This window comes from Melioribacter sp. Ez-97 (assembly GCF_051488665.1).
GTDB lineage: Bacteria > Bacteroidota > Ignavibacteria > Ignavibacteriales > Melioribacteraceae > Melioribacter.
Genome location: NZ_JBPSEG010000016.1, coordinates 16,247 through 32,445, shown reverse-complemented (window position 1 = coordinate 32,445; position 16,199 = coordinate 16,247). Strand labels below are relative to the sequence as shown.

The window sequence follows — 16,199 nt, the reverse complement described above, 5'->3', positions numbered from 1 at the left end:
ATGAAAATTATCGTCGGCTCAAAAAATCCCGTTAAAATAGAAGCGGCGCGAGAAGTATTTTCGATTTACTTCAACAATCAGAAAGTGGAATCGTACGACGCTCCCTCGGGCGTCAGTCCGCAGCCCGTCGGCGACGAAACTTTCCGCGGAGCTTACAACCGGGCGTTTCATCTTTATAGTCTTTTTAACGATAAATCCGAAAGAGCCGATTTTTATGTGGGAATCGAAGGCGGAATAACAAAGCTGTACGGCAAATGGTTTGCGTTCGGCTGTATGTGTATTCTCGATTCAAATAAAAGAGATTCTTACGGACTCTCTCCTTTTTTCGAACTGCCGGATTCAATCACGCAAAAACTTCTCGACGGCATCGAGCTAGGAACGGTTATGGACGAATTGACAAGCCGTGAAAACACAAAACAAAAAGAAGGCGCAATCGGATTTTTTACGCGCGGAGTAATGAACAGAAAAGAATTATACGCAGAAGGTCTTAAGACCGCTATAATACCCTTTTTGCACGAAAAACTTTTTTTCTCTGGCAAGTAACTTTTCACGCCTCTAACGAGTCTAAACAATCGCATACTAAAAACTTTTTAACGGAAGTATTATGAAAAAGTCGATTTTCATTTTCATTCTTTTGTCATTCGTTGCAGTCCTTGCACAGGAAGAAAACGACACAAGCTACTGCGACAGCCGGGCTTTCAATATCGGTTTTAATAACAGCGGCATCAGCTTCGGAAATTCGAAGCATTGGAACGGCATACGTTTTAATACGTCTGACTGCGATTTGGGTACAATTAACGGATTGAATTTTACATTCTGGAAACCAGGCGAGAGTATTACGGGAACCGTCAACGGAATATCAATAGGATTGGCTCCCGCAGCTTCTAAATTAAACGGAATAACATTCGGACTAGCCGCCGCGGTGGCAGAAGAAGGTTTGAGAGGAATTAATTTGAGCGGTATTGCGGTAGCTTCAAACGGTTATATTGAAGGCATTAATTTCGGCGGAATTGCGCTGGCGGCAAACGGCAGCATAACCGGCGTCAATATCGGCGGACTTGCGGCAGTAGCCAACGGCAGTCTAAACGGATTCAATTTTGCATTGCTGGCGCTCGTCAGCCAAAGCGAAATAAACGGCATAAACTTTGGCGGTCTTGCAACGGTGTCGCAGGAAGAGATGCGGGGACTTAACGTCGGGGGTTTGGCGTTAGTTTCTCAGGAATCGATTAAAGGAATCTCCGTATCGGCATTGGCGCTCGTTTCCCAGGAAGATATTTGCGGATTTAATTTCGGCGGAGTTGCAATTGTAAGCCAGGGCTCAGTCTACGGACTTAATCAATCCCTCCTTGCAATAGTAAGCAAAGAAGACGTGGCGGGAATAAACATCGTGGGATATAAAACAGAAGCGGAATCATTTACCGGTTTGAACGTTTCTCCGGGATGGCTCGACGTCGACAATCTAAAAGGAGTTTCAATTGCGGCGTACAATAAAGTTTATGACCGTCAGAACGGATTAACAATCGGCATTTTTAACGTAGCGGAAAATCTCAACGGCGTACAGATCGGATTAATAAACATAGCCAAAAACAATTCTGTCTGGACGAAAGTTCTGCCTCTGATTAATATGCATTTCGACTGAAAACAAACCGGAAGCAAACGCGTCTGCTTCCGGTTTGTTCAAGTCTAATGGTAATTGAGCGTGCTTCCGCCGATAAATTCTCTCAAAACAGAATCGCCCGGAATAGACGAATCGTCCTCGACAGGTTCGATCGATTCGAGCATTTTTCTAACGCGGGAAGCCCGTTCGTAAGCGTCGACGCGCAGCGGATCTCCTTCGTATTTCTTTTCCCATTCCCGGAAATTATCTAGAAGTTTGGGACGATAAAGAGGCACCTCGAACGGCATCGACGTATTGACAATATAATCGGCGGTGTTGCAATACGGAAGAATGTTTCTCTTTTCGGAAGAGCGAACGTAATGCCAGTGGAGAAGTGTTTGCTCGGGATTATAAGCGCGATGAACCGAATCCCTCAGCATCCTCCTTATCAATCTTAAATCCGTCCATCGAATATATTTACCGTCGGGCATTTTCATCTGAAGGAGCGGCTCGAGGTACAATTTAAACTTCTGCGAAGCCGGAATTCCCTTTGCAAATTCAGGGTAAAGCCCGTGCAAACTGTCGATTAAAAGCACTTCGTCTATTTCAATTTTGATCGGCGTTCTGTCGAGATATCGTTTGCCTTCTTTGAAATCGTAATAGGGAATTTTTACTTCCTGACCTTCGGCAAGTTTTATTAAATGCTCGTTGATCAATTCGAGGTCGAGCGCCTGCGGCGTTTCGAAATCATAGTCCCCGAATTCATCTTTCGGATGAAGTTCGAGATCGAAGAAATAATTATCGACGATAAGAGGAACGAACTTCATTCCCATTTTGTTGAGACGCTGCTCGAGCTTAAGCGTAGTGGTCGTTTTTCCAGAAGATGAAGGTCCGCTTACAAAAACCATTTTGAGTTCGGCGCTTCTTTCTTTAATCATTTCCGCGGCTGTATCGAGTTGTGTCTCGTAAGCAGTTTCAGCTTCGTGGACAATATGGGGGAATTCGCCGTTGCGGATTCTTTCGTTAGCAGCTTCGACAGTATGAAGATTGTGTGAAACCGCCCAGTCGAGCGAACGCCAGACTTTAGCCCACGGAATGAACTCGGACGGTTTGGAAAAATGTTTGGAGTCGGCGCGTCTTCTTCTTGCCGCTTCTTCTCTGTATAAAATAAATTCCTTTGCTACTTTTGCGTGTCCGTTTTCAATCAATACTTTTTCCACAATATCCTGAATTTCTTCCACGTGCGGTTTATAACCTTCTTCGAATTTTTCTTCCATCACTTTCACAACTTCTTTGGCAAGGAACTGAGCTCTTTCTTTATCCCTTCCGCCTACGGCAACAGCCGCTCTGTAAATTACATTTGCGATTCTATCGGGATTAAACGGAACGACCGCTCCGCTTCTTTTAATCACGTATTTGAATTTGCTCATGCAAACCTCTTTTTCTTTTTAAATGCAAAAATACTATTTCTTCGGATATCCTACCGTCTGCGATAGAATTATTTTCTGTTCCGGTTTGAGTTTTAGCAGCGAACTCAATTTATCTCTTTCAATCATTCCTCTTACCACAACGGCGAGTCCTTCCGAAGAGCAATAGAGATAAACATTCTGGGCTATAAAACCGCAATCTGCCGAAGTAAACATTGTTTTCATTTCCTCGTCTTCGATGCGGCTTAATTTAGAAAAATCGGATACGTATACAAGATTCAGAGGGGCGACCGACACGAAGTCCTGTACGCCGCAATAACTTCGATAATCGCCTTCCAATATTTTCTTCAATGCATGAGATTGAGCGTCGTAAACATAAACGCCGTTTTTGTCAAAGAGATAGATTGTATATTCCTGCCAATTCATTGCGGAAGGCGCCGTGCGTTTGCCGCTTTCCTGCCGGTTAATTCCGTAAGCAGCCCACAATAAATTCGACACCTGTTGAACCGACAGCGAAAGCGTGTCGAAATTTCTGTTCGACGCACGGTTCTTTAATGCGGTCATTAATGGAACTCCGCCTTTTGTGTCCGGCTCGGGCAGTTTAATGGCGCCGTTATCCTGCCCCGTAGTTAAACCGGCAAAGAGAAATAAAAAAACCATAAACATACTTTTCATCTTATCCCCCGTTTTTCTTACAAATATAAGATATATATCCTCAGGGAAAAAGCAAGTATGTTTATGGTTAATAAGGCAGGTAAAATTAAACTGCTGCAATTCCGAAAGCGGTTTCGAATGAACGCCCCGGTTCCAGAATAATCAAACCTTCGCCGTTATTGAAAGCGTTGACGTTGGAAGTCATCGGCTCGATGGCAATTGTTCTTCTGTCCGGCGGAGTATAAATAACCAGATAATTATATTTTGCCCTGCCTGCTTCCTGCCATATTTTTATGCGCAAATCTTCCCTTTCGTTAATAAGGAAGGTATTAACAAAACCGTTCTCGGGAATCAAAGTAAAACAATTATCGAAAAAAGTATCGCCCAAGTTTTTCAGCGCTCTGAACTCGCCGTATTTGATGCGCGATGCAGGCATTCTGTTTTCGTCGGTTAAAATCATTTCGTCCGAGTCGAGTTGAAGTTTTAGATTGTCGATCTTTTCATTCAGATCGAAATAAGGATGCCAACCGTCCGCTACGGGTATTCCGGTATCAGATAAATTTTCAATCTTTGTGACGCATGAATATCCTTTCCCTTTTTCAATCCGATGAACGATCGTGATATTAAAATCGAACGGGTAGCCTTCGTTTTCTTTCCTGTACTCGTATACGAGAACAATTTCCGCGAAGTTACCGTCGTTCTTAGTCTCTGCGACTTCGAAGGGTTTATCGAAAAGCAAGCCGTGCGAAGAGTTGCCTTCTTCCGGGTAATTGACAGGCAATTGATATTCGCTTCCGTTGAAAACATATTTGCCGCGGTCGACCCTTCCGACATAAGGACACATTTTCGCGTTGGTAAATAAATCGTCCCGGCTTTCAAGCGAAGACGGATTAAAACGCCGCAATACCTGATAGACCTTTTTACCGTTCGAAAGATAGAGTTCGTATAACCTGCCGCCCAATTCGGGAATAACGGAAAAGCCTTCGCGGGTTGCGTCGTCTACAATCGCGCAAACCGACAGCGATGTTCCGTTATTCTTTCCGGACGGTAAATTAGATTGAGGAATTTCTTCCCGGGTGATAATAAAGTTATTATTACTCATGACAATAGACCGTATTTATTTTGTTAATAATATCTTTCCGATACCGAAACGTTGTGCGCCCGCAGAGGCAGGTTCGTTAACGATCTGAAGGAAGACCAAATTTTTGATGTTATCTTTTAATGGTTTTGACGTGCGTATGCCTTCTCTTTCGAGAGGCAAAAAACGCGGATATGAATTTGGCAAAAGCAATGCATCCGACAATTTAAAATCGGCAAGCTGTATTATGTATTCCTTCTTTCCGCGGCTTAGAATTATTTCATATGAATAAACCGATCCGTCGTTTGCAAGCAAATTCACTTTTATCGTATTTCCGGTTGTATCGCCGGAACTTCCGTAAAGTATTAAATAATTATAATCCGCCGGGTCGCCGGTATATTGTTCTATATTATTCTGGAAGCCGAAACTGCGGGAAGGGTTCTCCGAATAAGTAACATTAATGTTTAAATAGGTAAACGGGATTCCGGTTTTATAATCGAGTGAATACCTCATATCCCTTGAAAAATGAGGGAAGACCAGATCTTTACGGTCTCTGAGCGGATCGAATAAAATCGCAATGTCGTTATCGGTAATATCGAGCGTCCAGAGATTCGAAGGATCGAAATCCCAGTCTTCGGGAATTTTACTGCCGCCGCCGGGAAAAACTCGCTTGCCGTCGCGGGTTGTAATTACAACGCAATATTCGATCAATCCCGGACGGAATAAATTATCTTTTTTTGAGAGACGGTATTCATACGCCGAAATTTTTTCCAGCTCGAATTTCTGAAATCCCCGCCACCACAATCTGCGCGCGTACAGCTCCGCCTTGATTATCTCTTTTTCCGAAGCTACCGTAAATTTAAAACCGGGAGCTCTCCCGGCGTTTAAAACGGGTTCCGTGCGGTTATAAACAATTAACTTGTCTTCTCTCAGTTGAGGCAAAAACAGTCCCTCAAGAAAATTGCCGGAGTCTGAAAGATGAGCCGACAGTATTTCTTTCGTTATCGCATTATTCGACAATAAATAGACTCCGGGTTCGACGACAAACTTTTGCGCTGAGTCGGGAAGCTTATAATTTCCGTCTGCCGAATAGAGTTTAATATTTTGTCCGAACAGAGAAGCATTAAATTTTATTTCGTGTTTTTTGAAGTAGAGTCGAGCCGCTTCTCTATCAAGGCTAGTCTGTTCGAACGGATCTTTTATCCAAACAGCGTCGGGATAAACCTCAAGCTTCCACAAACCGTTGTCAATTTTATCCAGAAAATACGCGCCCGTCCCTTCATAATCTACAGCGGGCGATTTACCGGCTCCGGCAATATGCTTTAATTTTTCCGGAGCGGCGGGATAAACATCAGTACTGTTGGAATAATAAAACGCAGTGTCGCAATTCATCAACGCAAGATCTGCTTTACGATCAATCAGGAAAACGTCGAATTTATTATTTGCCGGATATCTGCCGAATGATTTTTTATGAGGCAATAATTCGAACGCCCTGGCGGCAATCATCATACCGATGGCTTTATTGGGCGTGTACAGCAGATTTACGAAATGAGTTTGATATTCGGTATTGCTCCATGCGATTTGCGCGGGGTCGTAACTGAATACGGCGGCAAACTGCATACCGGCTTCTCTGAAACTACGCGCCATTGCAAGGTACATATACGAATAGCCGATATCGGCGGCGTCGAATTCATAAACCATTTTTGCTTTTCGGTCAAAACCTTCGATTGATTCCGAAGGTATTTTATATTCGTCTACGTTAAAAAGATAATTTCCTTTTAAGATTTTATTGTGTACCAGTCCCGTCGGATACCATTGAAAAGAAACTCCCTCCGCATTTGAATTGCATACAGCCTGAGCCTGAACGTCGCTCCAGGTTTCGCTTATGTTATAAAATACCGGTTTGGAAAAGCCCTCGTTTCTCAAAACATCATACATTTCATTGATGTATCGAGTAACCAATTCCGGATCGTCCGGGTGATGCGGTTCGTTTACGATTTCAACGGCAATAATCGAAGGTTCGTCTTTATAAGAAATTCCTGTATATCCGTTAATGCGGTTAATCACCTGTTTGAGATAATTTTTCTGAGCCGCTCTCGCTTTTGGATTTGTAATCAATTCAACTTTCGAATAGACTTGCGAAAAGCCCGGTGTTTCCACGTCCGGCATAGGCCATCTTGTGCCCCACCAGGCTATCGGGGTTAATATGATTTTAATGCCGCTTTCTTTTAATTTCATCAAGAGATAATCGAACAATTCCATGTGCTCGTTATTCAAAAGATTGCCTTCCCGGTCGGAAATTTCCCTGTCCCACATATGAATTCGATAAGCCTTGACGCCCAGGCGCGCAAGGTGTTTAACGTCGATATCGATCGCGCTTTTAATATCGATACCGAGATCTTTAAGCGCTTTATACGAAAATGCAAACGGAGCCGTATAGTTAACGCCGAACAACCTTACTTCCTCATGACTGTCGTTCCAGCGCAAAACGCCTTTCGAATCGACATAAACGCCTTCATCCTGGGAATAGATATTATTAAACGTTGCCATCAACAGAAATAAAGCAGGAAGGTATTTTTTCATTTTAAAAGCATCAGTTTTTTTGTAATGGTTTTATTGTTAGCGGTGAGTTTCAGAAAATAAACTCCCGAAGAAACCCGGTTGCCGTAATTATCGACGCCGCGCCAAACGACGCTGTAACGTCCGGGCGCTTTGGAATTTTCTTCGAAAGATTTTATCAGCTCGCCGTAAACGTTGTAAATTTCGATATTGACATCAGCGCTGCGGGAAAGCGAAAATTCAATCGTAGTAGAAGGATTGAACGGATTGGGATAGTTTTGATAGAGAACAATATCTTTAGGTATTTCGTTAATTTCGTTATTCAAACCAGTTATTATTCTATTGTCGTTAAAAAATTTCCAATGGAGCGTGGTGTCGTTTTCCGGGAAATAAAAATATCTGTCCTCAATACCGGACTCCCGGCCGCCGAAAGAACTTCCATCGACATAAAATTTATAATTAATTTTCACCCCCTTTTCAATCTTGTCTTTAGGGAAATAAATTACTCCGGAATAAAACGGGGTTTCGTCAGAGCTGTAGATTTCACGTTCGAGCTTGAGTTTGTTGACGTTCCATGAAAGAACACCCCCGGATTGAACGGAATCGCCTCTTACCGCGACAGTGTGATTTTTGTTCGGATCGAATAGATTGTTTATTACCAACCCGGCAAGATTAACGCGAAACATCACGCCTATCGAATCTTCTTTGTGTTGAATCGGATTATAATATTGGTCGGTCCAATCGGGAGTGGAATTAAAAAATTGAACAGGCAAAATAGTGTCGTTGCCGCCCGCTATGAAAAGCCTTATATTTCTGCCGCTTCCGTCGTAAGCCGATACAGGTCCTTCAAAGCCTGCGCGCAAACGCGTCGGTTTTGCGAGCGTGTGGCCTGTCCAGATTTTGAATTCGAGAGTGTCGTCCTCATAAATCTGAAAAGTCGTCTGCCAGTAGTCGCCGTCGATATTTTTCAATATCAATTCTGATTGACTGTCCCACGAAATTCTCTTGCCGTCGGGAAGAAGACTCGAACTTTTGCCTTTTACTTCCCCGCGCAATTGGACAACGCCGTTTGTTTTCAAAGTGTCCGCGAGCGTTGATGTATTAACCGTAACAGTTACATTAACAACAGGCAAATCTTCTTCCGGCAGAAAAGCATTTATCGATTCGAGAGCTTCCGCTTCCAAATTTGAGTTTGTAAATCCGAAGACGGTCAAATTTTCCCACGACGAGCCGATTGGAGGCACCGATATATATGCCGGTTCCCAGTAAAAAAATCCGGTGGCTTTGCCGTTGCGCGTTTCTTTGATAATCTTCTTAAGAAAAATCAAAAAGTCCTTTTGACCTCTCGGCGTAGCGGGAAAGCCTTTCAAAATGCCGTCGTCTGACCCAAATATGTTTCCGTGTCCGTCGTTTTGATATTGAACCGTCCAGGGGTAAGCGGTTTCCGCAACGATTATTTCCTTTTTAAACCTTACAGCCAGATCGTTCAAATTATATTCGAGCTGCTCCAGCGTTCCGTGCCACCATGGATAAAACGAAAGCCCGATTACGTCGTATTCAACGTTATGTTTGTTTAACTGGTTGTAGAAATAAACCGAGGCGCTGTTGTTTCCGCCTTTATCTATATGAATCATTATTTTGATTCGCGAAGAGTCGACTTCTTTAACCGCCCGGATTCCTTCTTTCAATAGATCCGTAAATTTAATCCATTGAGTAGTTTCGTTAAGCCCCTCGCCGTAAAGCTTTCCGTCGGGCCATAGCATTCCGCCGGTTATTTCATTGCCAATCTGCACCATATCGGGCAGAGCGTTATGATTTTTAAGAGAGTTCAATACAAATTTAGTATACCCGTAAACGCTGTCTTTCAGATTTTCAAAAGGTAAATTTTTCCATGCGGCAGGTTTATTTTGCTTGCCGGGATCAGCCCACCAGTCTGAATAATGGAAGTCCAGTAAAAATTTAAATCCCGCAGCTTTAATTCTTTTGGCAAATTCGAGCGTCTTTTCGAGTCCGCAATAACCGTCGGAAGGAGTATGCCACAGTCTGAGCCGAACGTAATTAACTCCTTTTTCTTTCAGAATATCAAGCAGGTCTCTGACTTCGCCGTTTAATTTATATTTCCCGCCCAGGTCTTCAATTTGAGGAGTGAACGAAATGTCCACTCCTCTTATAAATTCATCCTCGTTTTGAGCAAACAGTATTATTGATATAAAGAACACAAAACATAATCTCGGAAAAAATTTCATATTATCTTACCAGCATCATTTTCTTAACCTGATTGAATTTGCCCGCCGAGATCTTAAGCAGATAAATGCCCGACGCTACGTTCTGTCCGAATTCGTTTTTCGAATTCCATGCAATACTGTGTTTGCCCGCTGTTTGTTGACCGTCGAATAACGTAACGACTTTTTGTCCGAGAATGTTAAAGATTTCCAGTTTAACGCGTTCGGGCTGTGGAAGGGCATATGTAATAACCGTTGTGGGATTAAACGGATTCGGATAATTCTGGTAGAGCTCGTAAGAAGAAGGGATCTCTTCGGTTTCTTTGATATCGGTAACCGGTCCGAGATCGGGATGTTCTTCTACCGTTAAATTCGAAGGCATCCATTCCATTTGTGCCAGTTCGAAAGTGCTGGGCCACTCAATCGGATTGGTAGAAGTAGGCAAAATATATTGATAATATCTTCTGCCTTTCTGAACTCCGCCTCCGTTCCAGATTTCACCCTGCGGTGAAGTATAAACAATACGGTAACATACCTGATAGAATGTCGGCGGCGTCAGGTCAATCTCTCCCGTATAAATCATATCGCCGTCGGTGTCTTCGAGCATTATACGGTTATCTGCTCCGTACATTGTCAGTCCCTGCGTAATCGGAATGAGAGAACCGTCAAACTGAATATATGCCGTATCAATTCCCGGACGGAAGAGAGGATTTGTCGGATTTGTATTAACGTCCGTAGCCGGCGTCATATCGATTTTAAAGATTAATTTAAGCGGGGTCATAATCACGCCGTTGGGATGGATGCTGTTGAAGAACTGATATTCGGCGCCGAAATCGCCCGGCACTATCTGTTCTGTTTGATCGGTATAAGTATATTTTCTGTCGGCTCCTCCGGTAACGCCCGGCTCTTCCCAGCCGTTATTAAGCATCAAGCCCGGAATAAAATTCGGACTTGCAGTATCCACTCTGGAAGAATCCCAAGCGATATAATATTTGTAACTCAACACTTCGTTCGGATATAGAGTAAACGGTTCGAGTAAATTCCATTCTTCAAGGTCGGAATTGTAAGTCATTTTCAGAACAGTCGGGTCGGTATCGAAATCGAACGGATCGGCAGCCCATCCTTTAGGACCTGTAACGCCGACTTTGTCGCCCAATGCTCTGTTGAAAAGTCCTGCTCTCTCGAGAGCGTCGAGTCTTAAACGGAACAGTACATTTGCGGTTACTTTTTCGCCCTGGGGTTTGATATCATTGAAGTAATACCAGTGTATAGTGGTATCGCTTGAATTATTTATCAAATTTTCTGAAAAAGTAAACCACCGGTTGTCCGTACTTTCCCATGTTTCCGGCGAGACAATCACAAATTTGAATTGTTGAGTTGTTCCGGGAGTAACGTCTGACTTTGCTACATAAGCCGTTCCGGACCAAAAGCTTCCGCCGTTAACGCTGTTTACTTCTCTGTTTAAAGTACAAATTTTAATCCACGGATTATCCGTTCCCAGAGGAGCGCCTCCTCTAACTTCGACAACCTGTGTTTCAGGATCGAAATTAGCTCCGCCCATATTTACGCGGAAATAGACAGCAATCGAATCTTCTTTAATTTCGTAGGGACGCCAGAACTGATCAACCTCGTCTTCCCAACCGTTGAAAAATTCAACCGGAAGCGTTGTATCGCTAGCACCGACTACAAGCCCCCTGTTGCCGCCGGCGTCGATTGCGGCTTTAATAGGGCCTTCCCATCCCGACCAGTGAAAAGTCGGATTTTCAAGGTCGAAATAGGTAACGAATTTATATTTAATAACGTCGCCGGGTTTTGCCTGGAATTCGGCTTCCCAGTAATCTCCTCCGACATTGACCGCACGAATACCGGTTGTATTGTTCCACGTAATGGCCGGTTCCGTACCGAGTTGCGATTCGCCGCAGACCAAAACCATGTGATTAGGTCCAAGAGTATCGAGACATGTGGAAGTATTTATTCTCAGTTTTACATTTACTGTTTGTGCAAAAATATTTCCGGCGAATAAACCCGCCAGTAGCACAAACGCAAAAAAAGAAACAGATTTTGTAAGTTTGTTGCTCATAGCCTCTCCATGCTGTTTGTTAGATAATTCTCCTTTTTTTAAGAGATTAGAATTTTATTATTACGGAAAACCTGTTTGTATTTCCAAGGTGTTTCATTGTCTGATATGCATAATCGGTTGTAATCAAAACGCTGTCCCACAGATTTATGTTTGCAATGCTAATACCGAAAGACAGTCCGAATTCATTATTGTCGAGGAACAAATCTCTGTAGCCGGCTCTTATTTGAAGCTTTTCGTTAAGAAAAGCCGCTTCTGCGCCGAGGTTTACGCTCTGCGCATTATCATTCGGATTAACTCCGTCGGCAGCTAATGTTAATCTGAAATCTTCCGTATCGAAAACTTCTCCCGACAACCCTATTCTCATTATTAACGGCAAGTCGAATTCGTCCGTATTCAATTTACCTACGATGCTTTGATTATTGCCTTCCTGGTCGGGAGCAATATCCACACGTACGTTTAAATCTTCGCCGAACATTCTCATTTTCGTTCCGAAATTGGAAATGACGGCTGCAAGTCTGATTCCCGCAAAAGGCGTTTCGTAAATAGTTCCGATATCGAAGGCAATTCCTGCGGCGGATGAGTTATAAATTGTTTCTCTTATATACTTGAAAGTGCCGCCGATTGAAAAACGGTCAGTAAGATATCTGCTGTATGTAATGCCGACGGCAAAACTGGAAGCAGTAAAAGTTTCTCCCGTTCCCATTGGAGCCGCGGGAGTAGTAACGTCCATTTCGTCGGTTTGAAGAATTGTCGTACTGATTCCAAGAGTTCCGAAATTACCCAGCGGAAGAACGATACCTGCGAAATCGAAATTGATTCCCGGCAGCCATGGTGAATGGTCGATCATGAGAGAGTTTTTATCGAGAGTAGAGATTACCGAAGGATTCCAGTAAAGAGCCGACGGGTCGCCCGCCATCGAAACAAAAGCGCTTCCGAATCCGGTGGCTCTCGCTCCTACCGGAATTCTTAAGAAAGCAGCAGCCGCAGTTCCAATCTTATTTACGCCTTCGGCAAAAGAAAGCGTGTTCAAACTGGATAGAATCAAAACAAAAAGTATAATCTTCTTTTTCATAATTATAAATTCTTATTTAATTATGGCAAATGTTCCTGTTTTTTGACCGATGCCCGGCGCGTCAATATGATAGACATAGATACCGTAAGCGATTTCAAATTTCTCGTCGCTCATCACATCCCATATTTCAGTGCCGTTTTCGAAAATCGATTCGTGTTCGATAGTCTTTACGAGCGCGCCGCTCACGTTAAAAATTCTAATCGTGCAGTTAGCGGGCAGATTTATAAAATGAATTTCTCTCGGGCCTCTGCCGCTCGTATAAGTATTTCGCGGTTCCCATGTTTCGGCGGCTATATAAGGATTCGGAACGACTCTTATTCTGTCGAGTTCGTCGCGCGCTTTTTCTTCCGAAACAGAGGAGCCTTTCATTTTAAACCGATAGACGTCGTACGATAAGAACGGTTTGTTAAGAAAGATGTTTGCCGTGTCGCCCGATTCGGGATTCCGCTGTCCCTTCAAATTTAGCACGAACTGCCATGTAAATCTCGATTTGCCGGATTTGTCTGTTTCAAAGAAATAGATTGCGTCGGCTCTTCCGCTAACGGGGTCGATGCTCAATCTGCCGTCGTTTCCGTCGCGTTCGCTGAAAACAAATTCGATCTCTTTGTCTTCGGTTACATTAACAACCTTAAAATTTACGGGGACGGACGGAAAATGCCTACCGAAAAGCGTGGTGTCTTTCGAAAAAGCAAGTCCCGGCTCGCCGATAATGATTTTATAGTCGCTCGGTTTTTGGATTCCTTTAATTGTAAGATATAACACGGGTTCGAAATTGAATTGATATACCCCATCGTCATTCCAGCCGGTTTTGAGATTATTTATCGATATATCCTGCACATTATTAAATGAAAGTTGAAATCCGTCGATAACAGGCAATTCGTCTTCGAATTCCGTTCTCGGATCGTCTACAAGCAAGTAGACGCCCCCGGTTACATCTTTAAGAGAAAACGAAGAAGTCTTGGCTACATCTCTGTTTTCTATTTTAAGAATAGTATCCTTAAACGTAATTTCATATTCATGACCATTTTTAATACTCAACGGGTCAATAACGTTGATATTAACGCTTCCGGTCGCCCCTCCTTCGGAATGTTCGAAATATTCGACTTCGGGAGGCAGATAACCCGCGGCTGAAGCAGTCGGACGAACAATAGCCACATTTTTACTGTGCGTTATCGTCCCGTCGTTATAAACATTTACCTGGATAGGCGTTTCGGTCGGAGGAATACGAGCGGGTTCGTATCCGAAATCGTATGCCGTAACGGCATAGAAATATCTTTGTCCGTTTACGACGTCTCTGTCAACATAAACGTGTTTTAAACCGGTATCGTTGCCGAGGTCGAATTTAACGCCGTTAATATCGATCGGATGAAGCCCCGTTATTCCGTCTTTCAAATCGAACTGCGCAATGGGACGCAATAAAGTTTTAACGCCGTAAGCGTCTGTAATTACCTTTGCATCCTGAAAAGCCGCGTCAGTAGCTCTGTAAATACGATAACCCTCGAAGTCGTGCCCGTTGCCGCCGATTTTGTTTATATAACGGTCGAACGATTTCTCGGCTTCGTCGTCCCAGTAAAGAGTAACCTGACCATCGCCGGCAACGGCTGTCAAGGTAACCTGAAGCGGAGCTTGAGCAAACTGATAATCGGCTGCATATGCCGTAGTAGCTTGCCGTTGTTTTTTAATTACGCTTTCGATGTCGGCGTCCTTAGTATTTCCGCCGCCCGCTATGGCAACCGAGACTGCCATTCTTTGGCGTTGACCGGGCAAAATCGGGAAATATCCCGACGATACGTAAGTTTGAAATTCGCCGACCTGCCTTACAAGATTGATACGACCGGGCGTCATCAGCAAATCCCACATTCCTTTATCCGGTGCGGTATTGAAATTGAGGGTTCCGTCGGGAATTTGAAGCGCGGATGTAATGCCGATTAAATCGGTCTCGCTTACGTCCGTTTTATCGATACTCGGTTCGCCGGGGAATTCTGTGCCGGCTCCGCTGGAAGGTTTACCGTCGCCTTCCCCTTCGTCCCCGCTGCCCCGGACTCCGTCGAGTCCGTTATCGTCAAGAAACGAATCCCAGTCGTTATCGTTATCGAAACCGTCGTCCCGCGATTCGTCGATCATCGGAGCCACATTAAAATAATTCCATTCCGCATTCAAACCCGCTACTGCAAATCCTCTTTTAACCGTGTCTCCGGGATTAAAAATCAAGTAATTTATGTAACGAACCGGGTTCGTAGTTTGAGTAATTTCATTGATATGATAAAGATGAAGGGTTTCTTTTTCGTCTATCAGTCCGTCGAAATCTTCGTCGAGTCCGTTAGCCAGAGTATCTTCGAAAACAGTAATGCCTTCAGGCGGCAGATAATATTCTTTTCCGAGACTCTTTACCGTTCCGCCGTTTGCCGGGTACGTCGTAATTATTCTGTTATACGTATTCGGTTCGATAAGAACAATTTTATCGCCGGGTCTTATAAACCTTGCTTGAAAATCTTCCGCGGTAAAATGAGGAATTCTGTTTTCCGAATCCGGAATCAATGTAACCAAATCGGGATGTTCGTCGGAATCGCCGTCGTCGTCAATTCCGTTTACCTGATTGCCGGGAGTTTCGATATACTTGAGAGAGGCAACGCCTACCGGATTGGCGCCAAAAGCTTCCGTTCCGATTCTGTCGGCGTCGGTTAAAAATGTAGTAGCCGTTTGCAAATCGACGTAAGGATAATCGTCCGGCGCATCGCCTCCTACCCAGTCGGCTACGAACAGACAGAACGATGTTTTTTCGATTGTTTTTGTTCCGTCGTTTTTAATGTCGTGAATGAAAAAAAGAACATCGTTTATCAGCACCTGAGACCAGGCCAGAGTCCTAACATCCATCAACAGTCCCAAGCCTCCGCGAGACGGGTCTGTAGTATCGGGCGTATAAGGCTGACGCTTGTAAAGGTCGTCGGAAGTCACATAATAAAATTCCTGGTCTGCATTAAAAATATTTTTACCGAAGAAGCCGTTCCAGGAGCCGACCCAGCCGGGATCAATCGGGTCTGAGCGTTTATCCCGCCAACCGCCTTGTACCGCAGAAGGCCATGAGTTCGGATCGTCGCTTCTTGCAATTTCCGTTTGTTGCGGATTAACAAAACCGGGCACAGGTTCAATATTCCACGAATTACCCGTAACCGGGTCTGTCCTGCCTGTAGGAATTTCAACCAGATAAATTTTTTCGCCGGTATTGCCAATAACCTCGCCGCCGAGAAATATTTCAACCAGGGCAATGTAAATTCTGTTCGTATTCTTGGGCCATTCGTAATCGATATAGTCGGGACGGTTGGACGGGTCGCCGCTGTATCCCGAATTAAAAATAGTAGCCCTTATATTATTCCCGTCGACATTAGAATTCCTCCGGTAATTTACGTCGGCTCTGAAATCGGACGGCTTGTGTTGCAACACCTGTCCTTCGGAAATAAAAACGAAACCAAAGATTAACAACAGAAAGTATTTTGCTTTGATCATAAAACA

General features: G+C 43.9%; 10 protein-coding genes. 2 read left to right on the top strand and 8 right to left on the bottom strand.

The genetic code is table 11. From position 1 onward, the window contains the following. Both yjjX and ACSSWA_RS13765 read left to right on the top strand, forming a co-directional pair. On the top strand, positions 1 to 543 hold the full coding sequence (gene yjjX / locus ACSSWA_RS13770) for an inosine/xanthosine triphosphatase (protein WP_437357131.1): 543 nt from the start codon (positions 1 to 3) through the stop codon (positions 541 to 543). A gap of 61 nt (positions 544 to 604) precedes the next feature. Further along, the gene (locus tag ACSSWA_RS13765; protein WP_437357130.1) at positions 605 to 1,639 is read left to right on the top strand and encodes a hypothetical protein; all 1,035 of its coding nucleotides are present in this window, start codon (positions 605 to 607) and stop codon (positions 1,637 to 1,639) included. A 44-nt stretch (positions 1,640 to 1,683) separates the two neighbouring features. On the opposite strand, the gene ACSSWA_RS13760 is transcribed toward ACSSWA_RS13765, so the two are convergent. From ACSSWA_RS13760 to ACSSWA_RS13725, 8 genes are all read right to left on the bottom strand, one after another. Next, positions 1,684 to 3,027 (bottom strand): ATP cone domain-containing protein, encoded by a 1,344-nt coding sequence (locus tag ACSSWA_RS13760; protein WP_437357129.1) that lies wholly within the window; start codon positions 3,025 to 3,027, stop codon positions 1,684 to 1,686. 33 nt (positions 3,028 to 3,060) lie between these two features. Next, complete coding sequence (locus ACSSWA_RS13755) at positions 3,061 to 3,699, bottom strand: SagB/ThcOx family dehydrogenase (RefSeq protein WP_437357128.1); 639 nt, start codon at positions 3,697 to 3,699, stop codon at positions 3,061 to 3,063. A gap of 85 nt (positions 3,700 to 3,784) precedes the next feature. Further along, positions 3,785 to 4,780, bottom strand: a complete 996-nt coding sequence (locus ACSSWA_RS13750; protein WP_437357127.1) for an aldose 1-epimerase — start codon at positions 4,778 to 4,780, stop codon at positions 3,785 to 3,787. 15 nt (positions 4,781 to 4,795) lie between these two features. After that, a complete protein-coding gene (locus ACSSWA_RS13745; RefSeq protein ID WP_437357126.1) occupies positions 4,796 to 7,339 on the bottom strand; it encodes a hypothetical protein in 2,544 nt (847 codons plus the stop codon). Next, a complete protein-coding gene (locus tag ACSSWA_RS13740) occupies positions 7,336 to 9,534 on the bottom strand; it encodes a glycosyl hydrolase 53 family protein (protein WP_437357125.1) in 2,199 nt (732 codons plus the stop codon). Before ACSSWA_RS13740 ends, ACSSWA_RS13745 begins: the two co-directional genes overlap by 4 nt. A 28-nt stretch (positions 9,535 to 9,562) precedes the next feature. Then, complete coding sequence (locus ACSSWA_RS13735) at positions 9,563 to 11,617, bottom strand: T9SS type A sorting domain-containing protein (protein WP_437357124.1); 2,055 nt, start codon at positions 11,615 to 11,617, stop codon at positions 9,563 to 9,565. Between the two features lie 46 nt (positions 11,618 to 11,663). Beyond that, the gene (locus tag ACSSWA_RS13730) at positions 11,664 to 12,689 is read right to left on the bottom strand and encodes a PorV/PorQ family protein (RefSeq protein WP_437357123.1); all 1,026 of its coding nucleotides are present in this window, start codon (positions 12,687 to 12,689) and stop codon (positions 11,664 to 11,666) included. Positions 12,690 to 12,701: 12 nt separating this feature from the next. After that, entirely contained in the window at positions 12,702 to 16,193 is a 3,492-nt protein-coding gene (locus ACSSWA_RS13725; protein ID WP_437357122.1) for a hypothetical protein, read from the bottom strand. Positions 16,194 to 16,199 lie beyond the last annotated feature (6 nt).